Consider the following 24,558-nt stretch of genomic DNA (forward strand, 5'->3'; position numbering starts at 1 on the left):
GGTCAGAGGATGAAGCGGAACAGCGGGCTGTCGCTCTCGATCCGCTCGATGCGCGGCGGTGCGGCCTCCATGCGTTCGAGCAGGGCCGGGAGGTCGTCGGCGCGGGCCAGCTCGATGCCCACGAGGGCGGGGCCGGTCTCGCGGTTGCTGTGCTTGACGTACTCGAACAGGGCGATGTCGTCGTCGGGGCCGAGCACCTCGTCGAGGAAGCGTCGCAGCGCACCCGGCTCCTGCGCGAACTCGACGAGGAAGTAGTGCTTGCGGCCCTCGTGCACGAGCGAGCGCTCCACGACGTCGGCGTAGCGGCTGACGTCGTTGTTGCCGCCGGACAGGATGCACAGCACGCGCGAGCCGGGCGCCACCGTCAGCAGGGAGCCCAGGACCGACGTCGCGAGGGCGCCTGCGGGCTCGGCGATGATGCCGTCGCTCTGGTACAGCGCGAGCATCTCGCTGCACACCTGGCCCTCCGGGACGCCGAGCATCTGCACGGACGGGGAGCCGTCGCCGCGCACGGTGTCGAGGGTGTGCCGACCCGCGCGTCGCACCGCGGCGCCGTCGACGAAGGTGTCGATCTCGGGCAGCGTCACCGGCTCGCCGGCTGCGAGCGCCGCCGCCATGGACGTCGCCCCGGCCGGCTCCACGCCCACGACCCGGACCCCGGGATGGCGCTCGCGGAGCCAGGCCATGCTGCCGGCGAGCAGGCCGCCTCCGCCGACGGGCACCACGAGCACGTCGGGGACGGGCTCGCCGAGCCGCTGCAGCTGGTCGAACGCCTCCTGCACGACCGTGCCCTGACCGGCGATCGTGCGCGGGTCGTCGAAGGCCGGCACCAGGGTGGCGCCGTCGAGCGCCTCGCGGGTGGCTGCCGCCGACACGTCGTCGTAGGTCTCGCCGTCGAGGATCATCTCGATGGCGTCGCCGCCGATGCTCGCGATCCGGTCGCGCTTCTGGTGGGGCGTCGTGCGAGGCAGGTGCACGCGGCCACGCACACCGAGCGCGGCGCACGCGAACGCCACGCCCTGGGCGTGGTTCCCTGCGCTCGCGGTGACCACGCCGGCAGCCCGCGCGGCGTCGTCGAGCTGCGCGATGAGGTTGTACGCGCCCCGCGCCTTGTAGGAGCGCACGACCTGCAGGTCCTCCCGCTTGAGCCAGACGTCGGCACCCGTGACCTCGCTCAGCCGGGCGCTGCGCTCGACCGGGGTGGCGGTCACCACGCCGGCCAGCCGCTCCGCGGCCGCCTCGACGTCGTCGGCCGTGACCAGGAGGCCGTGGGCCTCGGCCTGTGCGTCGGTGCTCATGGTGCTTGTCTACCCGACGTTATGCTCGCGGCGTGCCCCGCCCGCCCGTCCGTCGCCTCGTCCGCGGTGCCGTCGGCCGGGCCACCCGTCGGGCTCGCGACCTGCGCGGGCCGACGCTCAGCGTCGTGATGCCCGTGTACCAGGGCGAGGAGCACCTGGCGGCGGCCCTGGAGTCGGTGCTCGGGCAGCGCTACCGCCATCTCGAGGTCGTGGTCGTCGACGACGGCTCGACGGACGGCAGCCGGGCCATCGCCGACGAGGTCGCGGCGCGCGACCCCCGCGTGGTCGTGCTCTCGCAGCCGAACGCGGGCCAGAGCGCGGCCCGCAACCGTGGTGTCGAGGTGGCCACCGGCACCTACCTCACGTTCGTCGACGCCGACGACGTCGTGACCCGTGAGGGCCTCGACGCGGCCGTGCGCGGGCTGGAGCGCAGCGGCTCCGACCTCGCCGTGCTGCCCTACCAGCGACTCGAGGGCGGGACCGTGGTGCGGCCCGCGCCGTGGATCCGGGCGCTGCACGCGCGGCCGGTGGAGGGCACCACGGTGTCGGAACGGCCCGACGTGCTCGTCCACGCCATCGCCTGCGCCAAGGTGTTCCGGCGCACCTTCTGGGACGCGGCCGGGCTGGCGTTCCCTCCCGGGGTCATCTACGAGGACCAGATCCTCACGGCCCAGGCGTTCCGCGAGGCCGCAGGCATCGACGTGACCTCCACGATGGCCTACTCCTGGCGGCGGCAGACGGCCTCCACCTCGCAGGGGCAGGTGACCGTCGAGAACGTGACGGCCCGCATGGACGCCGCCGACGAGTCACTCCGCCTGCTCGAGCCGCTGCCCGCCGTCCGCGAGGAGCGGGCGCTGCAGCTGCTCAAGCACAACGTTCCCAACTCCACGCTCAAGCTCGAGCGGGCCGACGACGCCTACCTCGAGGTCCTCGTGCAGCGGATCCCTCGGCTCGTGGCGGCGGTGGCCCCCGACCGCTACGCCCGCGAGGTGCCGGCCCAGCACCGCGTCATGAACGCCCTCCTGGACCAGGCCCGCGCCACCGGGGACCTCGCCGCGGTCTGGCGGTTCGTGCGCGCGGAGGGCCTGCAGTCACAGCTGTTCGACCTGGTGCCCACGTCCGACGGCCCGGCGATCGACCTGCCGGGGCGCCTCGACGACGGTCTCGACCCCGTGACCTACCTGGCCACCGCCGAGCAGGTGCGGCTTCGCACGACCGTGCGCGAGGTCCTGGCCGGAGCCGACGAGCTCGTGGTCGACGTGCGGGCCTGGTTCCCCCACGCCGACGTGGCCGCCGCGTCGCTCACGGCACGCGTGCTCACGGGCCGCGACACGGCAGCCGGCGAGGTCGAGCGGACCGACGACGCCGCCGCCTTCACGTCGCGGGCGGGCACCGTCCGCGGCTACCCGGGCTCGGGCTGGCGGATGCGGTTCCCGGCCCCCGCCACCCGGCGCTGCGAGCTGGTGCTGACGCTGACCGTCGACGGACCCGAGGGCCTGCACCTCGAGGGCCTGCGGAGCCACCGGCTCACGCTGTGACCCTCGCCACCTCCGTGCCACTGTGCGCCGCCGGAGGACGGTCGTAGACTGACGGTGTCAGCAGTCTGGTACCCGTTCGCGGGACTGGAACGAGAGGCACTCCCCATGACGCACGCACGTCAGCACGACCCTGCGCGTGAGCGCACCACCTACGGCGTCGTCGGCGCCGGCCGGGTCGGCTCCGTCCTGGCCGCCCGACTGCGCGCCGCCGGCCGCGACGTCGTCGGCATCAGCGCCCGCTCCGACGCCTCCGCCCTGCGCGCCCGCACCCTCGTGCCCGACGTGCCGGTGCTGTCGCCGGCCGAGGTCGCCGCGCGCAGCGACGTGCTGGTGCTCGCCGTCCCCGACGACGCCCTCGTGGCCGTGTCCGAGGAGCTCTCGACGGTGCTGCGTCCCGGCCAGGTGGTCGTGCACACGAGCGGGCGGCACGGTCTGGACGCCCTCCGGTCCGCGGCGCGCGTCGGCGCGCGCCCGGTGGCCCTGCACCCGGCCATGACGTTCACCGGCTCGTCGGTCGACCTGGGTCGCTCGTGCGCCATGGGCCTCACGGCCGGCGACGCCGAGCGCGAGGTCGCCGAGGACCTCGCCGTCACGCTCGGCGGCACCCCGGTGTGGATCGACGACGCCGACCGGGTCCGCTACCACGCGGCGCTCAGCCACGGCGCCAACCACCTCGTCACGCTCGTCGCCCAGGCCCGCGAGCTGCTCCACGGCATCGGTGCCGGGGCCGAGGCCTCGCAGATCCTGCGCCCGCTGCTCGAGGCGGCCCTCGAGAACGCTCTCGACCTCGGCGACGCCGCGCTGACCGGCCCCATCGCCCGCGGCGACGTCACCACCGTGCGGGCCCACGTCGACGCTCTCGCCACCGAGCCCGCCTCCACCCGCGACGCCTACGTCGCCATGGCCCACGCCACCACCGAGCGCGCCGCGGCCGACGGTCGGCTCGACGCCGCCACCGCGGCGGTCGTGGAGTCCGCCCTCGACGAGTCGGTGCTTCGCGGGTCGGGGCTCCACGGGTCGGGGCTCCACGGGTCGGGATCGGCCGACGAGCGGCAGCACGCGCACGGACGGGCCTGACATGACCCCCGTCGTCGCCCGTACCCGGGCCGAGCTGCGTGCGGCCCTCGCGGGGGCCGACCGCACGGCGTTCGTGCCCACCATGGGTGCGCTGCACGACGGCCACGCGCGCCTCATGCGGCACGCACGCCCGCTCGGCGACACGCTCGTGGTCTCGATCTTCGTCAACCCCACCCAGTTCGGGCCGGGCGAGGACCTCGACGCCTACCCGCGCACCTTCGACGCCGACCTGGTCGTCTGCGAGCGCGAGGGCGTCGACGTCGTGTTCGCGCCCGACGCCGACGAGATGTACCCCGGCGGCCTGGACGGGGCCGTGACCGTCGACCCGGGCCCGCTCGGGCAGGTGCTCGAGGGCGCCGCCCGCCCCACGCACTTCCGCGGCGTGCTCACCGTGGTCGCGAAGCTGTTCGCCCTCGTGCGCCCCGACGTCGCCGTCTTCGGCGAGAAGGACTTCCAGCAGCTGGCGCTGATCCGCCGCATGGTGCGCGACCTGGCGCTCGACGTCGAGGTCGTGGGCCACCCGATCGTCCGCGAGGCCGACGGCCTGGCGCTCAGCTCGCGCAACACCTACCTGACGCCGATCCAGCACGAGCAGGCGCTCGCCCTCTCCGTCGCGCTGCGAGCCGCCGCCGACGAGGGCGTCGTCGGACGCGACGCCGTGCTGAAGGCCGCGCGCGAGGTGCTCGACGCCGCCGACGGCGTCGAGGTGGACTACCTGGTCGTGACCGACCTGTTGCTCGGCGACGTCGACGACTCCTACGAGGGGGAGGCGCGGATCCTGGTGGCAGCCAGGGTCGGCACCACGCGCCTGCTCGACAACTCACCCGTGGTGCTCCGGAAGGGACCCTGACCATGCTCCGCACGATGATGACCTCGAAGATCCACCGCGCCACTGTCACGCAGGCCGACCTGCACTACGTCGGCTCCGTGACGGTCGACGCCGACCTGCTCGACGCGGCGAACCTGCTGCCGGGCGAGCTCGTGCACATCGTCGACATCGACAACGGCGCCCGCATCCAGACCTACACGATCGCCGGCGAGCGCGGCTCGGGCGTCATCGGCATCAACGGTGCCGCCGCTCGCCTCGTGCATCCCGGTGACCTGGTGATCCTCATCGGCTACGGCCAGATGGACGACGCCGAGGCACGCGAGCACCAGCCGAGCGTCGTGTTCGTGGACTCCGAGAACCGCATCATCGGCACCGGGTCCGACCCGGCCGAGGCCCTGCCCGGGTCGGGGCTCACCCGCGGCGACGTCGTGGAGAACCCGCTCGTGGCGGCCGGCGGGGGTGCCGGGCCGGGGGCGGCGACGGTGGCGCCGTGACCCTCCTGACGCTCGACGTCGGCAACAGCCAGTCGGTCATCGGCGCGTTCGAGGGCGAGAAGCTCGTCGAGCACTGGACCGTCTCGTCGCAGACGCAGCGAACGGCCGACGAGTGGCACCTGCTCGCCCACGGCTTCGTGCGCGCAGCGGGTCTGGCCGACGTCCAGGCGGTGGCCATGTGCTGCACCGTGCCGTCGATCCAGGTCGAGCTGAAGGCGATGCTGGAGCGGTACTACGGCGGACTCCCGGTCTCGATCGTCGGGCCGGGCGTGAAGACCGGCATCCCGATCCACACCGACAACCCGCGCGAGGTGGGTGCCGACCGCATCGTCAACGCGCTCGCCGCGGCCGAGGTGTACGGCGGGCCGGCGATCGTGGTCGACATGAACGGCACGGCCACGATCTTCGACGTGGTCGACGACCGGAACCGGTACCTGGGCGGGGCGATCGCGCCGGCCGTCGAGCTGTCGCTCGAGGCGCTGGCTCGTCGCGGCGCCCAGCTGCGGGCGGTCGAGCTGGCCGTCCCCCGCGACGTCATCGGCAAGAACACCGTCGAGGCCGTGCAGTCGGGCGCGGTCTACGGGTTCGCGGGCCTGGTCGACGGGATGGTCGACCGGATCATCGAGTCGTTGGAGGCCGACCCCGACGACGTGGCGGTCATCGCGACCGGCGCCTACGCCGACGTGGTGCTCGACCACTGCACGACGATCACGTCACGCGACCCGTGGCTGACCCTCACCGGTCTGCGTCTGGTGCACGAGAAGAACCACTGAGCCACGCGGGCCACCACGCCGCCCGTCGGTCGCCCCGCCCACGAGGAGCGGGCCCTGCCGGAGGTGCACCCGCTGCCGGGCGTGCGCCGAGCTCGACGAGGTGGGCCTCGAGCGCGGTCAGGCCCGCAGCCCGGGCCGCCTGGACCGGTGTGGTCTCGTCCAGCTCGGAGACCAGCGTCGGGTCGGCTCCGTGGCCGAGCAGCTCTCGAGCCACCGCATCCTGACCGGCCAGGATGCTGGTCACCAGCGCGGTCGACTGCAGCTCGGGGTGCACGTAGTCGGGGTCGACGCCCCGCTCCAGGTGGAAGCGGACCAGCTCGACGTCGCCGCGCACGGCGGCGGCGAACATGTCCTTGAAGTCCCCGCCCGACATGGGCACTCCCTTCGTCGCCGCGAGTCTAGGGCCGGTCGGGCCGGCCGAGCCGCTGCGGCGTGCCCGCCCCGCGGGGCGTCAGGGGTCGCGCCGGTCCCCGCTGACCGATGCCGGGGTGGTCTCGATACGGACGGGCCTCGCACGCTCGCCCGTCCAACTCGACCAGCGAAGTCGGCACTCGGTGGTCGAGCGCGGTTCCGGTGGTCGAGTGCCTCCACGAGCGCCAGCGAGGGGAGGTGTATCGAGACCACTCCTGGGCGGTTCAGCGGTGGACGGGCAGCACGTGTGCCCCGACCGATGGGTCGGGGTGTCGTGGTGGATTAGTCAGGGACGCCAGCGTTGGTTGCGTTGCCAGGTGTCGGAGCCGGGGAGCTTCCACTCGACGTGTTCGTCGTCGGGGTTGATGCGTCCGATCCAGCCTTGGTCGTGTGCTCGGTGGTGGTGGAACGGGCAGAGCAGTGCGCCGTCTCTGATGTCGGTGGTCTTGGAGATCGCGTAGGGGTTCAGGTGGTGGGCCTCGGTCCACCTGGCGTCGCGGTCGCAACCTGGTGTGGTGCATCCGCCGTCGCGCTTCTCCATCGCCCGGCGTGAGCTGCGGTTGAAGTACCGATTGGCGGAGCCGAGGTCGAGGGGGAGAGGTTTGCCGTTGAGGACCATCGGCACGATCTGCGCGCTGCAGGCGAGCCGGCGGGCTTCGCCGGCGCTGATCCGGGTGCCGTCAGAGAGGCCGGCGGCCTTGATGCCGCCCATCAAGGTGTCGAGGTCCAGGTTCACGGTCACGACGGCACTCACACCACCGTTGGACGGGAGCTGGTCGGCGGGGAGGTGCTCGATGAGGGTGGCGAACGCGTGCCCGAGGCGCTGGGGGTTGGACTGGCCGAATCCCACTTCGTCCATCTCGCCGGTGGCGGCGTTGACGGTCCCGACCTTCTGGTGGGGGGCGGCGAGCGCGTCGAGGGCGGTCTTGAGCATGGCGCCCTGTGCTTCGGGGAGGGTGAAGCGTCCGGTGACGGTGCCGTCGTTGTTGTCCCACATGGAGAACGACGTCTTCTTGCGGGCTTCCTCTTCGCGGCGACGCAGGATCTCGTCTTCGTCGGCGTCGACCTCATCGGTCGTGTTGCGGTAGGCCTCGGTGATCCGGGCGGCCCTGCGGCGCAGGTCCTTGAGCGTCAGCTTCTGCGCGTCCTTCAGCAAAGTCTCTTCGCATCGCTCACGCTGTTCTGCGGTCACGTCGTCGGGCAGATTGGCCAGGGCGCGGGAGATGAGGTCGGCCTGCTTGGTGCTGATCACTCCGGCGGCGAGCGCGTTCTCGATGAGGGTGGTCTGCTCCTCGATCCGCTGCGCGGTGTTCACGAGCGCGTCGGCGCCGCTGCGGTCCCCACCGAAGTCGAACGAGATCGTCGCGCCGGTCGAGGTGCCCGCCCCGGGGCGTGGTCCGTCACCGTTCGCCGCGGCCTTGCGGGCCTTCTCCAGCACCCGGGCGGCGGCCATCTTGTGGGCCGAGAGCCGTGCTTCGGCGCGACCGATCTCGGCGAGGAGTCGTCGGACCTCGGCGGGGTCCAGGCCGTCCCACGCCGCGGTGGGGACCGTGTCGAGCAGGGCGTGGAGGCCGTGCACGCACGACGGCACCGGGTGGGTGTCGAGTGCGGCGACGCTCATGCTTCCTCCTGCTGGTCTACCCCCATTCTAGAGATAGAATGAGACAACAAACAAGCAGATGTTCGAATCCGTGACGAAGGTCCGGGACCCTCGAGTCCTTCAGCGCCGGCACTCCGGGTCGTTGGCCCTGCCCCTCCGTGGCACGATCCCCCCATGTCCTCCACGACCTCCCGACGCGGCACGCTGACGCGCCGCAAGATCGCCGAGGCCGCCCTGCGGCTGATCGACGACGAGGGCATCGGGTCGGCCTCGATGCGGGGGATCGCCAAGCGTCTGGGCGTCGAGGCGATGAGCCTCTACAAGCACGTCGGCACGCGTGACGACCTGCTCGACGCGGTCGTCGACCTGGTGGTGGCCGAGCTGGACGCCGACCCCGAGGTGCTGCGCGTGGCCGAGAACGGCTGGCGCGACTACCTGGAGCGGCTCGCGCGCGGTGTCCGCCGCTACGCGATGGCGCACCCGCACGCCTTCCCGATCGTGGCCACGCGACCGTCGGAGGCGCCGTGGATCAACCCGCCGCTGCGGTCCCTGACCTGGATCGAGTCGGTGCTCGAGGCGCTGCAGGCGGAGGGCTTCGACGACGACCAGGTGGTGTTCGCCTACCGGTCGTTCAACAGCTTCCTGCTGGGCTACCTGCTCATGGAGACGGGGGCGCGGACGCTGCGCGACCCGCGGGACGGCGACGGGTCGTTCTCCGCAGGTGCCGACGCCGCGGAGCCCGTGCCCGGTGGGCTCACCCCCACCCGTGACGAGGACGAGCAGGAGGCGGTGGCGCAGGCCGAGACGCCCCTGGAGATCCTCGACCCCTCCGGCGCCGTGGACGAGGCGACGTACCCGACGATCCACCGGCTGGCTGCCGGTCTGGCGGCCGACCGCTACGCCGAGGAGTTCGACCGCGCCCTGCAGGAGATGCTCGACGGCATCGCCTCGCGTCTCGCCGACTGACCTGCTCGCCGACCGGGTCGCGAGCGCGCCCCCGTTCGTGACCGAGGTCGCACGACACTCGTCTTGTGGGCCGCAAGCTTACGGCGTAAGGTTTACAACGTAAGCCACCCCGTTCCCCCATCCGAGAAGGAGAGTTCCATGAGCTTCATCGACAAGGCCAAGAACACCGCAGAGAAGGTCACCGGCGAGGTCAAGGAGGCCGTCGGCAAGGCGACCGACAACAAGGACCTCGAGGCCGAGGGCAAGAAGGACCAGACCAAGGGCTCGATCAAGAACGTGGGCGAGGACGTCAAGGACGCCTTCAAGAAGTAAACGCGTGTCACTGAGAAGTCACTGAACGTTCATCGGGCAGCGCTCGTTGGAGTTGCAGCGACTTCCAGCCGTCGTACCGTCGAAGTGTCACCCACCGATCCAGGAGGATCATCATGAGCTTCATCGACAAGGCCAAGAACACCGCTGAGAAGGTCGCCGGCGAGGTCAAGGAGAACGTCGGCAAGGCCACCGACAACAAGGACCTCGAGGCCGAGGGCAAGAAGGACCAGGCGTCCGGCTCGGTCAAGAACGCCGGCGAGAACGTCAAGGACGCCTTCAAGTGATCCTTGCTCGCTGAGCATCCGGCGAAGCCCGGTCACCGTCACGACGGCGACCGGGCTTTTCTGTGCCCGCACGTGCAGGCACGGACTCAGCGGCCCCGGCTGGCGTCGAGGGCGGCGATGAGCGTGGGCGCGTCCCACTGGCCGCCGTGCCGGGCGGTGCCGATGAAGAACGTCGGCGTCCCGGACACGTCCATGAGGTCGGCGTCGTCCTCGTCCTCGCGCACACGTCGGCGCACCGGGTCGGAGTCGAGGTCGGCCTCGAAGCGCTCGAGGTCCAGGCCGATCTCGTCGGCGTAGCGGAGCAGGTCGAGCCGCTCCAGCTGCGCCTGGTTGGCCCACAGCAGGCGGGCGTAGTCGAAGTGCCGACCCTGCAGGTAGGCCGCCTCGTAGGCGCGCGCCGCCAGCTCGGCGTGCGGGTGGTGCTGGTGCAGCGGCAGGTGGCGCCACACCCACACGAGGTCGCCCTCGAAGTGCTCGATCACCTCGTCGACCATGCCCGTGGCCCGGCTGCAGAACGGGCACTCGAAGTCGCCGTACTCCACGAGCACGAGCGGGGCGTCGGCACGGCCCTTGAAGTGGTCGCGCTCGGGGTCGAACGGCCGCAGGAGCACGGCACCGGGCTGCACGACGGGCCGGCGGGCGTCGAGCGCCTTGAGGACGACCCAGCCCAGCACGAACGCCAGCACGGAGGCGGCGAGGACGCCCACGCGAGCCTCGTCCTGCGCCGCGGGGTCGTCGATGGCGATGCCGACGATCAGCAGCGAGATCGTGAAGCCGATCCCCGAGAGGGCGGCCCCGCCCGCGACGCGGCCGATGGTCAGACCGGGCGCGAGCACACCGAGGCCCACCTTCTGGGCGAGCAGGGTCGCGCCGGTGATGCCGAGGAGCTTTCCGGCGACGAGCCCGGCCACCACGCCCCACGTCAGTGACGACGAGGCCGACCGCTCGAGGGTCGCGGCGTCGAGCACCACGCCGGCGTTCGCGAGCGCGAAGATCGGCAGGATCACGAACGCGACGTAGGGCGCGAACGACTGCTGGAGCCGCTCGTTGATGGAGATGGACTCGCGCAGCTGGCGGCCCGCGGCCGCGGCGTAGGCCGGGTTGGGGGACTGGCGGAAGGCACGCGTCAGCTCCACGACGCGCTCCACGTCGTGCCGGCGAGGTGCTGCGACGGGGATGAGCAGCGCGACCGCGACGCCCGCGAGGGTGGCGTGCACCCCCGCCTCTTGCAGACCGAACCAGACCACCACCGACAGCGCCGCGTACAACGGGCCCCGGCCCGACGGCAGCAGTCGCACGAGAGCGATCAGCGCGAGGGCCCCCACCGCGACGAGCAGCGGGGTGACGCGCAGGTCGTCGGTGTAGAAGATCGCGATGGCGCCCAGGGCGCCGATGTCGTCGACGACGGCCAGCGTCAGCAGGAAGACCCGGAGCCGGGAGGGGTGGTGCGGCCGGATGATGGCGAGCGCGCCCACGAGGAACGCCGTGTCGGTGGAGATGACCACGCCCCAGGCGTGCGCCTGGCCGGAGTCGCGTGCGATCAGCAGGAACACGAGCGCGGGGACCAGCAGCCCGGCGAGCGCCGCGGTCGCGGGCACGATGGCGCGGGACCGGTCGGTGAGCTCGCCGATCGTCAGCTCGCGCTTGACCTCCAGCCCGACGGCGAAGAAGAAGAACGCCATGAGCGCGTCGTTGACCAGGTGGTAGAGGTCGAGGCCCATCGACCAGTCGCCCACGGCCACGCGCGCCTCGGTGTGCCAGAACGCGTCGTACCCGCTGCCGAGGTTGGCCCAGGCGATGGCCGCGAGGGTGGCCACCAGCAGCATGCCGGCGCCCAGCTGCTCGGTCTCGGCCCCGGCCACCCCACGACGGAGCCGGGTCAGGCGGGAGTCGGCAGCGGTCTCGGTCTCGCTCACGGGCGACATCCTCGCAGTCGGGTCACGGAGTGCACCAACCATCGGCCTCGCCGTGCTGTTCCCGCTGCCGTCGGTGGCACCCGACCGCGGCGGGTGGGCCGTTGCCCGGACCCGCCCGCCGGGCGAGCCGGGCCGTGCCCGGCCACTAGACTCCCCTTCCGTGAGCGCCGACACCCAGAACCCCGACGACGACCTGCCCGAGCAGCTGCGGATCCGCCGCGAGAAGCGCCAGCAGCTCATCGACGCCGGCCTCGAGCCGTACCCGACGGACCTGGGGCTCACCCACACCCTGGCGCAGGTGCGCGAGGCCTACGACCCCGAGGTGCTCGGCGCCGACCACCACACCGGCGACGTCGTGACGGTGGCCGGGCGGGTCATCTTCCGCCGTGGCACGGGCAAGCTGGTGTTCGTCTCGCTGCGCGAGGGCGACGGCACGAGCCTGCAGGCGATGGTCTCGCTCGACGGCGTGGGGGAGGAGTCGCTCGAGCGGCTCAAGCACCTCGTCGACATCGGCGACCACCTGGCCGTCACGGGCGAGGTCATCACGTCGCGGCGCGGCGAGCTGAGCGTCCAGGCGTCGTCGTGGGCGATCGCCGCCAAGACGCTGCGGCCGCTGCCGAACGAGCACAACCCGCTCTCGGACGAGGCGCGCAGTCGGATGCGCTACGTCGACCTGATCGTCCGCCCCGAGGCCCGCGACAACGTCCGCGTCAAGGCCAAGGTGCTGCAGTCGCTGCGCCGCACCCTCGACGAGCGCGCCTACGTCGAGGTCGAGACGCCGGTGCTCCAGCACACCAACGGTGGAGCGGCCGCCCGCCCCTTCCACACCCACGTCAACGCCTTCGACGAGAGCGCCCTGCTGCGCATCGCCCTCGAGCTGCACCTCAAGCGCTCGCTCGTCGGCGGCATCGACCGCGTGTACGAGATCGGCAAGACGTTCCGCAACGAGGGCGTGGACAACACCCACAACCCCGAGTTCATGATGCTGGAGGCGTACGAGGCGTACGGCTCCTACGACACGATGGCCGACCTCACCCGCGCGCTCGTGGTCGACGCGGCCCGTGCGGTCGGTCGGACGGTCGTCCCCGGTCGCGACGGCAGCGAGATCGACCTCGAGCAGCCCTGGCGGCGGGCCACGATCCACGAGCTGGTGGGCGAGGCCGTCGGCCAGCAGGTCGACGTCGAGACGTCCGAGGAGTCGCTGAAGGCCCTGGCCGCCCGGCACGACGTGGCGCTGCAGGACCACTGGGGCGCCGGAGAGATCGTGCTCGAGCTGTTCGAGAAGCTCGTCGAGCACACGCTGATCCAGCCGACGTTCGTGTGCGACTACCCCGAGGCCGTGCGTCCGCTCGCGAAGAAGCACCGCACCACCCCCGGCCTGGTCGAGGCGTGGGACCTGATCATCAACGGCGTCGAGCTGGCTCCGGCCTACACCGAGCTCAACGACCCCGTCGTCCAGCGCGAGCGGCTCGAGGAGCAGGCGCGCCTCGCCGCGGCCGGTGACCCCGAGGCCATGGACGTCGACGAGGACTTCCTGCGCGCGCTCGAGTTCGGCATGCCCCCGGCCGGTGGGCTCGGGCTGGGCGTCGACCGGCTGGTGATGCTGCTGCAGGGCATCGGCATCCGCGAGGCGATCCTGTTCCCGATCTCGCGTCGCGAGGTCTGAGACCGGACGCACGACCCGCGGGGGCGCGCGGCGGTCGCGTCGGCCGTGCGACGTCGGGCAGGATCGCGGCATGTCCCGTGCGCCGGTCGCCCTCTGGTGGTTACTGCTGCTGGTCGCGGCGGGGGTCGCGATCGTGCCGGTCGGCTCGGTCGAGCACCGTGCCGAGTCGACGGCCGAGGAGCTCGCCCAGGCCCGCGGGTGGGAGGGGACGACCCAGTTGGTCGAGGGCCGTTTCGTGCGCATGAGCCGCGTGCAGGAGGTGCTCCCGCGCTCCTACAGCGCCCGCTCCACCTACGAGGTCGAGGTGAGCGGGGCGTCCTCGCCCGTCGAGGTCGACGTGCCTGCGCGCAGCGACAGCGGTCCGCCTCGGGAGTCCGAGCAGCCCGAGCGGCTCGACCTGCGCATCGCGCGCGACGACCGGGGTCAGGTCGAGGCCGTCGAGTGGGGCGAGTCCCTCGCCTCGCTCGACGTCGAGATCGTGGAGCGGGCCGACGCGGCCTCGGCCGCTGGTGACCGGGCGACGTTGACGCGGTGGACGGTCGGGCTGGTGCTCGGCGTGCTCCTGCTCGGCTGCGTGCTGGCCACGGTGGTCGCGTCGCGCGAGCCCGGTGGTCTCGGCCGACGCTTCGCCGGGGCGCGCGCGGCCGCCGACGCCGAGCCGGACCGGCTGGAGCGCGCGGCGCGCTCGCCCGAGCTGCCGATCGGCATGCTCGTGCTCACGCTGTTCGCGCTCGTCGTTCCCCTCGGCTGGCCCGACCGCGGCACGGCCGTGCTCTCCGGATTCGTGGCGCTCGCCGCCGTGTCGCTGCTCGTGCGGGAGCAGGAGGCGGTCGCGCGGGTCACGACGTCGGGCGCCCCCGCGTCGACGGCGCGTCGCCGGGTGGCGCTGGTGTGGCGCGGCTCGGCCGTCATCGGCGTGCTGCTCGGCCTGCTCCTGCTGTTTCTCGGCTGGTTCTCCAGCGGGCTCGCGCCGGACGCGGCGGAGGGCGGCGAGATGCTGCGCCGGGGTCTGGCCGTGCTCGTCCTGTCCGGGTGCACGGTCGCGGCGGCGTTCCACCACCGGGTGGACCGCGTCCCGACGCGGTAGGCGGCTGCGTCGGCCGTCAGGAGGAGTAGGCCGAGGTGTCGCCGACGCGCTGCGTGGAGCGGGTGCCGTCGAGGCTCACCGGAACGGTGCCCGCGACGGTGATGCGATGCATGACGCGGTGGTGGTCGTCGTAGTCGGCCACCGCGTAGTGCTGGGTGGCGCGGTTGTCCCAGATCGCGACGTCGCCCGGCTCCCAGCTCCATCGCGCGGTGTTCTCGAGGCGGGTGATCTCGCGCTGCAGCATCTCGAGGACCGAGGCCGAGTCGCGCGTGGACAGTCCCACGAGGCGCTTGACGAACTGGCCCAGCAGCAGCGACCGTTCGCCGGTCTCCGGGTGCACGTGCACGACCGGGTGCTCGGCCTCGAACAGCCTCGACCCGAACTCCTCCCGGTACGTCTCCTCGGCGACGTCGATGCCGCCGATGCGCTGCTCGTCGACGTCCGCGGCGTAGTCGTACCGGTTGGTGTGCACGGCCCACAGCCGGTCGGCCATCGCCCGGACCGCGGGGTGCAGCGACGCGTAGGCCGCCGCGGTGTTGGCCCAGACCGTCGTCCCTCCGTACGGCGGGAGCGTCACCGACCGCAGGACGCTGATCGCGGGCACGCGGTCGACGAAGGTCACGTCGGTGTGCCAGGCGTTGGCCTTGCCGTGCGAGGAGTCGATCGGCAGCACCGCCGCTCCGACCCCGCGGACCGTCGGGTGCGGCGAGGTCGGGACGCCGAGGGTGGCGGCGAACGCGTGGTGCTCGGCGTCGGTGAGGTGGTGCTGCCCGCGGACGAAGATCACCTTGTGGCGCAGCAGCGCGGCGCGGACGTCACGCACCTCGGCAGCCGTCAGGTCGCCACCGAGACGCACGCCGGAGACCACGGCGCCGATGCGTCCACCCACCTGTCGCACCGCGACCGTGGAGGCCGTCGTCGTGGGATCGGGTGCGGTGAGGGTCATGAGGAGTCGCTCCGGACGTCGTCGGGGGTGTGTCCCTCCCACGGTGCGCCCGATCGGCGACGCCTGGCGACGATCTCGCAGTGTGGACGCCCCGCCCTCGCTCACCTTGGCTCTCCCTCACTCACCTGCGAAGGTCCGCCATGGTGGGTGGGGGAGAGCCATGGTGAGCTCGCGATTCCCATCAGGTGATGGGAATCGCCGAGCTGGCCCGAGCACCCCCTGAGGGCGAGCCCTGCGCCCCGGTGCCCGCGGCGGGGCTGGCGCTCGTTACGCCCAGGGTGAACAGCGGAACACCCGGCCCCGGGTTCCAGTTGTGTGACGTACGTGGACGTCCCGCAGTGCGCTGGGGCACCCGCACCTAGACTGACAAGAACACACCCGATCAAGGGGGCCCCATGTTCGAGAGGTTCACCGACCGCGCCCGTCGCGTCGTCGTGCTCGCCCAAGAAGAGGCGCGCATGCTCAGCCACAACTACATCGGCACCGAGCACATCCTCCTCGGCCTCATCCACGAGGGTGAAGGCGTCGCCGCCAAGGCCCTGGAGAGCCTCGACATCTCGCTCGAGGCCGTCCGCGGACAGGTCGAGGACATCATCGGCCAGGGCCAGCAGGCGCCCAGCGGGCACATCCCGTTCACGCCGCGCGCCAAGAAGGTCCTCGAGCTCAGCCTGCGCGAGGCGCTGCAGCTCGGCCACAACTACATCGGCACCGAGCACATCCTGCTCGGCCTGATCCGCGAGGGCGAGGGCGTCGCCGCCCAGGTCCTCGTCAAGCTCGGCGCCGACCTCAACCGCGTCCGCCAGCAGGTCATCCAGCTGGTCTCCGGCTTCCAGGGCAAGGAGGCCGAGACCTCCGGCGCCCCCGCCGAGGCCGCGCCCAGCACGTCGGCCGTGCTCGACCAGTTCGGTCGCAACCTCACGCAGGCCGCCCGCGAGGGCAAGCTCGACCCCGTGATCGGTCGCGAGAACCAGATCGAGCGCGTCATGCAGGTCCTCAGCCGCCGCACCAAGAACAACCCGGTGCTCATCGGCGAGCCCGGCGTCGGCAAGACGACGGTCGTCGAGGGTCTCGCCCAGGACATCGTCCGCGGCGACGTGCCCGAGACGCTCAAGGACAAGCAGATCTACACGCTCGACCTCGGCGCGCTCGTGGCCGGCTCGCGCTACCGCGGCGACTTCGAGGAGCGCCTCAAGAAGGTGCTCAAGGAGATCCGCACCCGCGGCGACATCATCCTGTTCATCGACGAGATCCACACCCTCGTCGGTGCCGGTGCCGCCGAGGGCGCGATCGACGCCGCCAGCATCCTCAAGCCGATGCTGGCCCGTGGTGAGCTGCAGACGATCGGCGCCACGACGCTCGACGAGTTCCGCAAGCACTTCGAGAAGGACGCGGCGCTCGAGCGCCGCTTCCAGCCGATCCAGGTGCCGGAGCCCTCGATCGCCCACACGATCGACATGCTCAAGGGCCTGCGCGACCGGTACGAGGCGCACCACCGCGTCACCATCACCGACGACGCGCTGGTCGCGGCCGCCACGCTGGCCGACCGCTACGTGTCGGACCGGTTCCTGCCGGACAAGGCCATCGACCTCATCGACGAGGCCGGCTCGCGCTTGCGCATCCGCCGCATGACGGCTCCGCCGGACCTCAAGGAGTTCGACGAGAAGATCGCCGACGTCCGCCGCCGCAAGGAGGGCGCCATCGACGCGCAGGACTTCGAGGCCGCGGCCTCCCTGCGTGACGAGGAGAAGAAGCTCATCCTCGCCAAGGCCGAGCGTGAGAAGGCCTGGAAGGCCGGCGACATGGACGTCGTGGCCGTCGTCGACGAGGAGCTCGTCGCCGAGGTCCTGGCGCTCGCCACCGGCATCCCGATCGTCAAGCTGACCGAGGAGGAGTCCGGCCGCCTGCTCAACATGGAGGCCGAGCTGCACAAGCGGGTCATCGGCCAGGACCAGGCCATCAAGGCCCTCAGCCGCGCCATCCGCCGCACGCGTGCGGGTCTGAAGGACCCGCGTCGTCCCGGTGGGTCGTTCATCTTCGCCGGGCCCTCGGGCGTCGGCAAGACGTGGCTGTCCAAGGCGCTCGCCAACTTCCTGTTCGGCGACGACGACGCGCTCATCCAGCTCGACATGAGCGAGTACAGCGAGAAGCACACCGTGGCACGACTGTTCGGTGCGCCTCCCGGCTACGTCGGCTACGAGGAGGGCGGCCAGCTCACCGAGAAGGTGCGCCGCAAGCCCTTCAGCGTGGTGCTGTTCGACGAGGTCGAGAAGGCTCACCCGGACATCTTCAACTCGCTGCTGCAGATCCTGGAGGAAGGTCGCCTGACCGACTCCCAGGGCCGCGTGGTCGACTTCAAGAACACCGTGATCATCATGACCACGAACCTCGGCTCGCGTGACATCGGCAAGGGCGTCTCGCTCGGCTTCGCCGACGCGAACAACACGATGGGGTCGTACGACCGGATGAAGGCCAAGGTCTCCGAGGAGCTCAAGCAGCACTTCCGGCCCGAGTTCCTCAACCGTGTCGACGAGATCGTGGTGTTCCCGCCGCTCACGCAGGACGAGATCATCCAGATGGTCGACATGATGGTCCGCAACCTCGAGGACCGTCTGCGCGACAAGGACATGGGCATCGAGCTCACGACCGCGGCCAAGGACCTGCTCGCACGTCGCGGGTTCGACCCGGTGCTCGGTGCGCGCCCCCTGCGCCGCACCATCCAGCGCGAGATCGAGGACACGCTGGCCGAGAAGATGCTCTTCGGTGAGCTTCGGGCCGGCGAGATCGTCCTGGTCGACGTCGAGGGCGAGGGTGCCGAGGCCGTGTTCACGTTCGTGGGCACGCCCAAGGCCGACCTCGAGCTGACCGAGGGCCACGACCCGCTCGCGGTCGAGGCAGGCAGCTCCGAGTAGCAGCACGCAGCAGTCACGACGACGGCGTCCGATCCCTCCGGGATTGGACGCCGTCGTCGTGCTGGGCGAGGATGCGGGGATGACCTCGAAGGCCAAGAAGCTCCTCATCGTCGCCGCAGCCCTCGTGGTGGCAGGCGTCCTCGCCTTCGCACTGCAGCCGGGTGAGCCCGAGGCCGTGTGCGTCCAGGAGGGCACGCCCTCGTCCGGCTTCGTCGACGAGGACCAGGGTGGGTGCCCGATCTCGATCGAGAGCTACGAGGAGATCGCCGACTACCGGTCGGCGCCGAAGCCCTTCCGGATCGCCGGGCTGCTCCTTCTCGTCGCGGGCGTGGGCGCGGGTGTGGCCGCCCTCGTCATCGGCCGCCGTGGAGGCGCGAGCTCGCCGAACGCTCCCTGAGCCCCTGAGCCCCTGAGTCACGCCGCAGCGTCGCCGAGGCGCTCGCTCACAGGCTGAACGTGCCGTCGGGGTGCACCTGGGCGAGGCCCTCGTCCAGCAGGGCGTCCAGGCAGCGCTCGCGCTGCGCCGCGTCGTCCCACACGGCGTCGAGCCGCCCCTGGTCCACCGGCTCCGTGGCGTCGCGCAGGACGGCCAGCAGGCGACCACGGCACTGGCGGTCGGTGCCGGCCCAGGTCTGTCCTCGGCGGGGCGGGCCGTCGTGGTCGGGTCGGCCCAGCGCGAGCCAGCGGCAGCGGTCCGCCACCGGGCACACGTCGCACCGCGGCGCCCGGGCGGTGCACACGAGCGCGCCCAGCTCCATGGTCGCCGCGGCCCAGCGGTGGGCGCCCTCGGCGGGCAGCAGCGCTGCCGCCAGTCGTCGCTCGGACGCCGTGATCGAGGTCGAGGGGTACGCCTGGCCGAGGACCACGCGTGCCAGCACGCGACGCACGTTGGTGTCCATGACCGCGTGCCGCTGCCCGAAGGCGAACGAGGCGACGGCCGCGGCGGTGTACTCGCCGACCCCCGGAAGGGCCAGGAGGGCGGCGTGGTCGTCGGGCACCCGGCCGCCGTGGTCGGTCGTGATCGCGACGGCCGCGGCGTGCAGGCGCTGCGCCCGGCGCGGATAGCCGAGTCGTCCCCAGGCTCGAACCGCCTCGCCCGAGGGCTCCGCGGCCAGCGACGCGGGGGTGGGCCAACGCGTCATCCAGGTCTCGAAGACCGGAAGCACCCTGGACACGGGGGTCTGCTGGAGCATGAGCTCGGAGACCAGGACGGCCCACGGATCGGGCAGGTCGTCGGGCCCCCCGGCGGGGGTGCCGGGCCGTGGGCGGCGGACGGGTCCCCGCCAGGGCAGGTCGCGGGCGTTCGCGTCGAACCAGTCGACCACGGCGGCGTGCAGTCCGGGCAGGTCCTCGACCGGTGTGCTGGGGGAGGAGGTCATGGCGCGTCGATCCTCGCACGGGTGCCGCGCGAACTAGGGTCGGAGGGTGAGCTCGCGACCGGTCCGACGCCCCGTCCCGCGGGCGATCTACTGGCGTCGTCGCTTCATGCTGCTGGCCCTGGTCATCGCACTGGTGTGGGTCGGTGTGACCCTCTGGCCCGGTGGCGCCGACGACGACCCGCCGGCCGCTGCGCCTGCTCCGTCGGCGTCCACGTCGGCCGGCAGCACGCCCACGCCCGAGCCCGCGCCCACCCAGGCCGCGCAGTCGGACGTCCAGGTGGCGCTCGCCACGGCGAGCACCCCGTGCGACCCGGAGGCGGTGCGGATCACGCCCACCGTCCCGGCCGACCAGCGGGCCAAGAAGGCGGTCCGCGTGGAGCTCCTCGTGTCCACCACCGAGGCGAAGGGCTGCACGCTCGACCCGGCCGATGCCGACCTCGTGGCCGTCATCAGCAGCGGTGACACGGCGGTGTGGGACTCGGCGGTCTGCCGGTCGGCGCTGCTCGAGGATCCGGTCGCGCTGAGTCCCGGGTGGTCGACGTCGGTGGCCACCAGCTGGTCCGGTCGCGGTTCCGGGCCCGCCTGCTCGGCCAAGGAGGGCTGGGCCTCGCCCGGCACGTACACGCTGCGCATCGGCACCCTCGGCGGCGAGCCCGGGTCGGCGAAGTTCCGTCTCGGGCAGGCCGCTGCCAAGCCGAAGCCGACGGCCACCGCCAGCAGCTCCGCGAGCGCCACCCCGAAGCCGAGCGGCTCGCCGTCGCCGAGGACGACCACCCCCACCCCGGCGCCCGACGAGGAGTGAGGCCGGTGGCCTCCGTCGTGGACTCCGGCAGCGCACCCCCTCGCTGAGGGGTCGACGGTAGGTGTCGTACCTCTCGGACGCGCGATCTGGTGCGTCACCTACCTCTGACGGCCCGGTTCGGTGCGTCACCTACCTCTGACGAGGGGGACGGGTCAGACGTAGCGCTCGAGGATGCTCGACTCGGCGAGGCGGGAGAGGCCGTCGCGAACGCCGCGGGCGCGCAGGTCGCCGACGCCGTCGACGGTCTGGAGGTCGTCGATGCTGGCGGCGAGCAGCTTCTGCAGCGTGCCGAAGTGGTCGATGAGCCGGTCCACGACCGTGTGGGGCAGTCGCGGGACGCGCGCGAGGAGCCGGTAGCCGCGCGGTGCGAGAGGGTGGTCGAGCGAGTCGCCGGCGCCGATGCGCAGCGCCGTGGCCACGCTCGTGAGGTCGACCAGCTCGGAGGAGTCGATCCGTGCGAGGTCGTTCAGGACGGTCGAGACGGCGCGTCCGCGACGGCCGGACGGCATGTAGTCGCGGATGACCAGCTCGCGCTCGGCGTCGACCCCGCTGATCAGCTCCTCGAGCTGGAGCGCCAGGAGGCGACCGTCGGTGCCGAGCTCGAGCACGTACTGGTCGATCTCGGTGGCGATGCGGCTGACCATCTCGAGACGCTGGGCCACGGCGGCGACGTCGCGCACGGTCACGAGGTCCTCGATCTCGAGCGCGGAGAGGGCGTCGGAGACCTCGTCGAGGCGGCTGCGGTACCGCTCGAGCGTGGCGATGGCCTGGTTGGCGCGGCCGATGATCGCGCCCGCGTCCTCGAGCACGTGACGGGTGCCCTCGAGGTAGAGGGCGATGATGTGCATCGACGCCGAGACGGAGATGATCGGCAGCCCGGTCTGGCGGGCGACCCGGTCGGCGGTGCGGTGGCGGGTGCCGGACTCGTCGGTGGGGATCGACGGGTCGGGCATGAGGTGCACGGCGGCCCGCAGGATCCGCTGGGCGTCGGAGTCGAGGATGATCGCGCCGTCCATCTTGGCCAGCTCGCGCAGGCCGGTGGCGGTGAAGGGCATGTCGAGCGCGAAGCCGCCGGTGCTGACGGACTCGACGACCTTGTCCTGGCCCAGCACGATGAGCGCGCCGGTGCGGCCGCGAAGAATGCGCTCCAGCCCCTCGCGCAGGGCGGTTCCGGGCGCGATCGCTGCCAGGACGGTGCGCAGGTCGGGTCGGGAGGCCACGGGAGCAGTCTAGGGCCGCGCGGGGGTGTCGCGACCACGCGCGCTCGGCAGGGCCAGCACCGCCTGGACGACGTCGGCCACCTGGGTGACGCGCAGCGAGCGCGGGACGTCGTCGAGACCCTCCGAACGTGCGGGCACGATGGCCGAGGTGAAGCCGAGGCGGGCGGCCTCCCGCAGACGTTCGGCGGTGTGCCGCACGGGGCGCACCTCGCCGGCCAGGCCCACCTCGCCCAGCACCACCAGACCCCGCGGCGCCACGCGGTCGGCCTGGGCCGACGCGGCCGCCACGAGCACCGCGAGGTCGACCGACGGCTCCACCAGACGCGCGCCGCCGACCGACGCCGTGTAGACGTCGTGGCGGGACAGGTTGACGCCGCAGTGCCGGGTGAGCACGGCCAGGATCATGGCCACGCGTGAGGAGTCGAGGCCGCTGGAGGTGCGACGGGGTGACGGGGCGTTCGTCTCGACCGCCAGCGCCTGCACCTCGGCCAGGAGCGGGCGACGACCCTCCATCGTGACCGTGACGCACGTGCCCGGGACCGGCTGCTCGTGCCGGCTGACGAACAGGCCGGTGGGGTCGGGAACCTCGACGAGCCCGGAGTCGGCCAGGTCGAAGCAGCCGATCTCGTCGACCGGACCGAAGCGGTTCTTGACCGCTCGCAGCAGACGGAGTCGTGAGGCGCGGTCGCCCTCGAACTGGAGGACGACGTCGACCAGGTGCTCGAGCACCCGCGGACCGGCGACCGAGCCGTCCTTGGTGACGTGCCCGACGAGCAGGGTGGCGATGCCCTCGGCCTTGGCGCGCTGGATGACCGCCGAGGCGACCTCGCGCACCTGGGTGACGCCGCCGGGCACACCCTCGACGTCGGCCGAGCCGATGGTCTGCACGGAGTCGACCACGAGCAGGCTCGGGCGCACCTGCTCGACGTGGGTGAGCAGGGCCCCCAGGTCGGTCTCGGCGGCGAGGTACAGCTCGTCGTGGACGGCCCCGGTGCGCTCGGCGCGCAGCCGTACCTGGCCGGCCGACTCCTCGCCCGAGACGTAGAGGGTGCGGCGGCCCTGCTGGGCCCACCGGGCGGCCAGCTCGAGCAGCAGCGTGGACTTGCCGACGCCGGGCTCGCCGGCGAGCAGCAGCACGCCGCCGGGCGTGACACCGCCTCCGAGCACGCGGTCGAGCTCGCCGATGCCCGAGGAGACGGCCCGGGAGGACTCCACCTCGACCTGGGTGATCGGCCGGGCGGGGGTGACGGTGGCGGCCGGGGCCGTGCGACCGGCCCGGGCGGCTGGGGAGGCGACGTCGACCGTGCCCCACGCCTGGCACTCGCCGCAGCGGCCCACCCACTTGCTGGTGGTCCACCCGCACTCCGCGCAGGCGTAGACGGGCTTGGCGGCCTTGGTCGCCTTGGCAGTGGGCATGCTGCCCACCCTAGGCGCGGGTGCCGACAGGAGGTCGGCCGCACGCACAGGGCGCGCCCGCGTCACGTCGGCTCCCGCCGGGGCCGGCGCCCGTCGGGAGGGAAGCGGCGATGTCGGGCAGTCCGTGGGGACGGCTCAGATGCGGACGTCGCCCTGCGGCGTGGAGAACGAGACGCTCATGATGCCGGGCAGGCCGTGGGGCGCCACCCACTCGACGGCGATCTCCTCGAGTGCGGTCACGGCGGGCTCGCCCAGCCAGTCCGAGAGCCGCTGCGGGGATCCGGCCATCTCGACGGCCGTGAGGGCGATGTCGGACGGCGCCATCTGCGACGGGTGCTCCTCGGGCGGGACGTCCCAGCAGGTGACGTAGGGCAGCTGCGGGTCGGCCTTCATGCCGCTGGTCCCGATCTGGCGCCACTCGAGGTTGAAGCCGTCGGGGCGACGTCGGTTGCCCGGCACGGCGTGCCGCCCGATCCGGTGCTCGACCTCGGCCATGTCGTCGACCGACACGCACCAGGCCATCCAGCCGCCCCCGGCCTCGGTGCGCTGGCGCACGACCTGGCCGAAAGCGGCCTTGTCGGCGGCCGGGTGGTCGAGGACCTCCACGACCTCCACGTACTGACGGTTGCGCAGGGGGAGCACCATGTTGCGGGTGCCGAAGCGGGGGTGGGCCCCGCCGTCGAGGAACGTGGCTCCGAGGGCCTCGGAGAGCTCCGCCACGGTGGCGTCGAGGCCAGCGGGTCCGGCGGCGTACGAGAGGTGGTCGAGGTGCATGGGCCATTCTTGCCAGACGGCCCAGGTGTCCGGACGACCGGGGTCGACCAGCGTGAGGTGCGCGGTGCTCATCGGACCGCTCCCGCAGCGGCTCTCACGGCGTCGCTCCCACCGTCGCGGGGTGGGGGTTGGGGCCGCCGGCGTCGAGGTGGTCCTCGCACTGGCGCGCCAGCTCGGCGTAGCCCGACTCGCCCATGAGCGCCACCAGCTCGTCGCGGTTGGTCAGGTACAGCGGCTCCGGCGCCACGTGCGCCTCGGTGTTGGACGAGCAGTACCAGTCGAGGTCGTGACCGCCGGGGCCCCAGCCGGCCCGGACGTACTCGCCGATCTGGACCTCCGAGTAGGAGGTGCCGTCGCCGCGCTCGACGTCGCGGAACTGGCGGCGCAGCGGCAGCTGCCAGCACACGTCGGGCTTCAGCGTCAGCGGCGGCACGCCCTCGGCGAGCGCGAGCCCGTGGAGCGCGCAGCCGTAGCCACCCTCGAAGCCACGCGGGTTGTGGAACACGCAGGCGCCCTCGACGGCGCGGGTCTTGGGCTCGTCGTCCTCGTCGGTCTCGGTCCACGACCCGTCCAACGGGTTCGGGCCGTCGGGGTGGCGGTACCAGCGCTCCGGCGTCAGGCGCTCGACCGCCGTGGCCACGCGCGCCTGGTCCTCGTCGTCGGCGAAGTGCGCCCCGAGGGTGCAGCACCCGGCGTCCGGGCTCGAGGCGTAGATGCCGGCGCAGCCGCCGCCGAAGATGCACGTCCACCGCGACGTGAGCCACGTGAGGTCGCACCGGAACACCTCGTCGGCGTCGTCCGGGTTCGCGAACTCGACCCACGTCCGCGGGAATCCCAGGTCGACCTCCGGCATGCGTCCAC

The 24,558-nt window shown here is 72.5% G+C and carries 23 protein-coding genes; 13 read left to right on the top strand and 10 right to left on the bottom strand.

Translation table 11 applies throughout. The features are described from left to right. Nucleotides 1–2: 2 nt before the first annotated feature. Entirely contained in the window at nt 3–1,298 is a 1,296-nt protein-coding gene (gene ilvA, locus ASF35_RS05330; protein WP_055963875.1) for a threonine ammonia-lyase IlvA, read from the bottom strand. A gap of 32 nt (nt 1,299–1,330) precedes the next feature. On the opposite strand from ilvA, the gene ASF35_RS05335 reads away from it, so the two are divergent. The 5 genes from ASF35_RS05335 (at nt 1,331) to ASF35_RS05355 (ending at nt 6,009) form a co-directional block, all read left to right on the top strand. Then, complete coding sequence (locus tag ASF35_RS05335; protein ID WP_055963878.1) at nt 1,331–2,836, top strand: glycosyltransferase; 1,506 nt, start codon at nt 1,331–1,333, stop codon at nt 2,834–2,836. Nucleotides 2,837–2,941: 105 nt separating this feature from the next. Further along, nucleotides 2,942–3,913, top strand: coding sequence for a Rossmann-like and DUF2520 domain-containing protein (locus tag ASF35_RS05340; protein WP_082495372.1), 972 nt, complete (start codon nt 2,942–2,944; stop codon nt 3,911–3,913). Between the two features lies 1 nt (nt 3,914). After that, complete coding sequence (gene panC, locus ASF35_RS05345; RefSeq protein WP_055963881.1) at nt 3,915–4,763, top strand: pantoate--beta-alanine ligase; 849 nt, start codon at nt 3,915–3,917, stop codon at nt 4,761–4,763. 2 nt (nt 4,764–4,765) lie between these two features. Continuing rightward, the gene (gene panD / locus ASF35_RS05350) at nt 4,766–5,236 is read left to right on the top strand and encodes an aspartate 1-decarboxylase (protein WP_055963884.1); all 471 of its coding nucleotides are present in this window, start codon (nt 4,766–4,768) and stop codon (nt 5,234–5,236) included. Then, on the top strand, nt 5,233–6,009 hold the full coding sequence (locus ASF35_RS05355; RefSeq protein WP_055963888.1) for a type III pantothenate kinase: 777 nt from the start codon (nt 5,233–5,235) through the stop codon (nt 6,007–6,009). The genes panD and ASF35_RS05355 overlap by 4 nt, the downstream gene beginning before the upstream one ends. Here the strand turns inward: ASF35_RS05355 and ASF35_RS05360 are convergent. Both ASF35_RS05360 and ASF35_RS05365 read right to left on the bottom strand, forming a co-directional pair. After that, entirely contained in the window at nt 5,972–6,382 is a 411-nt protein-coding gene (locus tag ASF35_RS05360) for an ankyrin repeat domain-containing protein (protein ID WP_156367963.1), read from the bottom strand. The two genes, ASF35_RS05355 and ASF35_RS05360, sit on opposite strands and share 38 nt — an antisense overlap. Before the next feature lie 324 nt (nt 6,383–6,706). After that, entirely contained in the window at nt 6,707–8,041 is a 1,335-nt protein-coding gene (locus ASF35_RS05365) for an HNH endonuclease signature motif containing protein (RefSeq protein WP_055963891.1), read from the bottom strand. A 153-nt stretch (nt 8,042–8,194) separates the two neighbouring features. Here ASF35_RS05365 and ASF35_RS05370 point away from each other — a divergent pair, with 153 nt between their 5' ends. The 3 genes from ASF35_RS05370 to ASF35_RS17655 all read left to right on the top strand — a co-directional run bounded on the left by ASF35_RS05370 (nt 8,195) and on the right by ASF35_RS17655 (nt 9,582). After that, nucleotides 8,195–8,986 (top strand): TetR/AcrR family transcriptional regulator, encoded by a 792-nt coding sequence (locus ASF35_RS05370; protein ID WP_055963894.1) that lies wholly within the window; start codon nt 8,195–8,197, stop codon nt 8,984–8,986. Between the two features lie 138 nt (nt 8,987–9,124). After that, nucleotides 9,125–9,298 (top strand): CsbD family protein, encoded by a 174-nt coding sequence (locus ASF35_RS17650; protein ID WP_082482024.1) that lies wholly within the window; start codon nt 9,125–9,127, stop codon nt 9,296–9,298. A 113-nt stretch (nt 9,299–9,411) separates the two neighbouring features. After that, complete coding sequence (locus ASF35_RS17655) at nt 9,412–9,582, top strand: CsbD family protein (RefSeq protein WP_082480264.1); 171 nt, start codon at nt 9,412–9,414, stop codon at nt 9,580–9,582. Nucleotides 9,583–9,668: 86 nt separating this feature from the next. On the opposite strand, the gene nhaA is transcribed toward ASF35_RS17655, so the two are convergent. Further along, nucleotides 9,669–11,498 carry a Na+/H+ antiporter NhaA gene (nhaA, locus tag ASF35_RS05375; RefSeq protein WP_235499105.1) on the bottom strand — a complete coding sequence of 610 codons (1,830 nt, stop codon included), beginning with the start codon at nt 11,496–11,498 and terminating at the stop codon, nt 9,669–9,671. A 160-nt stretch (nt 11,499–11,658) separates the two neighbouring features. On the opposite strand from nhaA, the gene lysS reads away from it, so the two are divergent. Together lysS and ASF35_RS05385 are read left to right on the top strand one after the other, a co-directional pair. Next, nucleotides 11,659–13,164 carry a lysine--tRNA ligase gene (gene lysS / locus ASF35_RS05380; protein WP_055963901.1) on the top strand — a complete coding sequence of 502 codons (1,506 nt, stop codon included), beginning with the start codon at nt 11,659–11,661 and terminating at the stop codon, nt 13,162–13,164. 70 nt (nt 13,165–13,234) lie between these two features. Next, nucleotides 13,235–14,251: a hypothetical protein gene (locus ASF35_RS05385; RefSeq protein ID WP_055963903.1), complete on the top strand. Its 1,017-nt coding sequence runs from the start codon at nt 13,235–13,237 to the stop codon at nt 14,249–14,251. A 16-nt stretch (nt 14,252–14,267) separates the two neighbouring features. Here the strand turns inward: ASF35_RS05385 and ASF35_RS05390 are convergent, their stop codons facing one another. Further along, complete coding sequence (locus ASF35_RS05390; RefSeq protein WP_055963906.1) at nt 14,268–15,197, bottom strand: TauD/TfdA family dioxygenase; 930 nt, start codon at nt 15,195–15,197, stop codon at nt 14,268–14,270. 395 nt (nt 15,198–15,592) lie between these two features. Between ASF35_RS05390 and ASF35_RS05395 the strand changes: the two genes are divergently transcribed. Continuing rightward, nucleotides 15,593–18,106 carry an ATP-dependent Clp protease ATP-binding subunit gene (locus ASF35_RS05395; protein ID WP_055963909.1) on the top strand — a complete coding sequence of 838 codons (2,514 nt, stop codon included), beginning with the start codon at nt 15,593–15,595 and terminating at the stop codon, nt 18,104–18,106. 79 nt (nt 18,107–18,185) lie between these two features. Next, entirely contained in the window at nt 18,186–18,503 is a 318-nt protein-coding gene (locus ASF35_RS05400; RefSeq protein ID WP_156364860.1) for a hypothetical protein, read from the top strand. 46 nt (nt 18,504–18,549) lie between these two features. On the opposite strand, the gene ASF35_RS05405 is transcribed toward ASF35_RS05400, so the two are convergent. Continuing rightward, complete coding sequence (locus tag ASF35_RS05405) at nt 18,550–19,485, bottom strand: A/G-specific adenine glycosylase (protein ID WP_055963915.1); 936 nt, start codon at nt 19,483–19,485, stop codon at nt 18,550–18,552. A 46-nt stretch (nt 19,486–19,531) separates the two neighbouring features. On the opposite strand from ASF35_RS05405, the gene ASF35_RS05410 reads away from it, so the two are divergent. After that, nucleotides 19,532–20,287, top strand: a complete 756-nt coding sequence (locus ASF35_RS05410) for a hypothetical protein (RefSeq protein ID WP_055963918.1) — start codon at nt 19,532–19,534, stop codon at nt 20,285–20,287. Nucleotides 20,288–20,439: 152 nt separating this feature from the next. On the opposite strand, the gene disA is transcribed toward ASF35_RS05410, so the two are convergent. From disA to ASF35_RS05430, 4 genes are all read right to left on the bottom strand, one after another. Beyond that, nucleotides 20,440–21,507 carry a DNA integrity scanning diadenylate cyclase DisA gene (gene disA / locus ASF35_RS17980; protein ID WP_055963921.1) on the bottom strand — a complete coding sequence of 356 codons (1,068 nt, stop codon included), beginning with the start codon at nt 21,505–21,507 and terminating at the stop codon, nt 20,440–20,442. Nucleotides 21,508–21,516: 9 nt separating this feature from the next. After that, the gene (gene radA / locus ASF35_RS17985) at nt 21,517–22,923 is read right to left on the bottom strand and encodes a DNA repair protein RadA (RefSeq protein ID WP_055966203.1); all 1,407 of its coding nucleotides are present in this window, start codon (nt 22,921–22,923) and stop codon (nt 21,517–21,519) included. 135 nt (nt 22,924–23,058) lie between these two features. Further along, nucleotides 23,059–23,697, bottom strand: coding sequence for a VOC family protein (locus ASF35_RS05425; RefSeq protein ID WP_055966205.1), 639 nt, complete (start codon nt 23,695–23,697; stop codon nt 23,059–23,061). 94 nt (nt 23,698–23,791) lie between these two features. Beyond that, on the bottom strand, nt 23,792–24,550 hold the full coding sequence (locus tag ASF35_RS05430; protein ID WP_055963923.1) for a hypothetical protein: 759 nt from the start codon (nt 24,548–24,550) through the stop codon (nt 23,792–23,794). Between the last annotated feature and the right edge of the window lie 8 nt (nt 24,551–24,558).

This window comes from Aeromicrobium sp. Leaf291 (assembly GCF_001423365.1).
Classification (GTDB): Bacteria; Actinomycetota; Actinomycetes; order Propionibacteriales; family Nocardioidaceae; genus Aeromicrobium.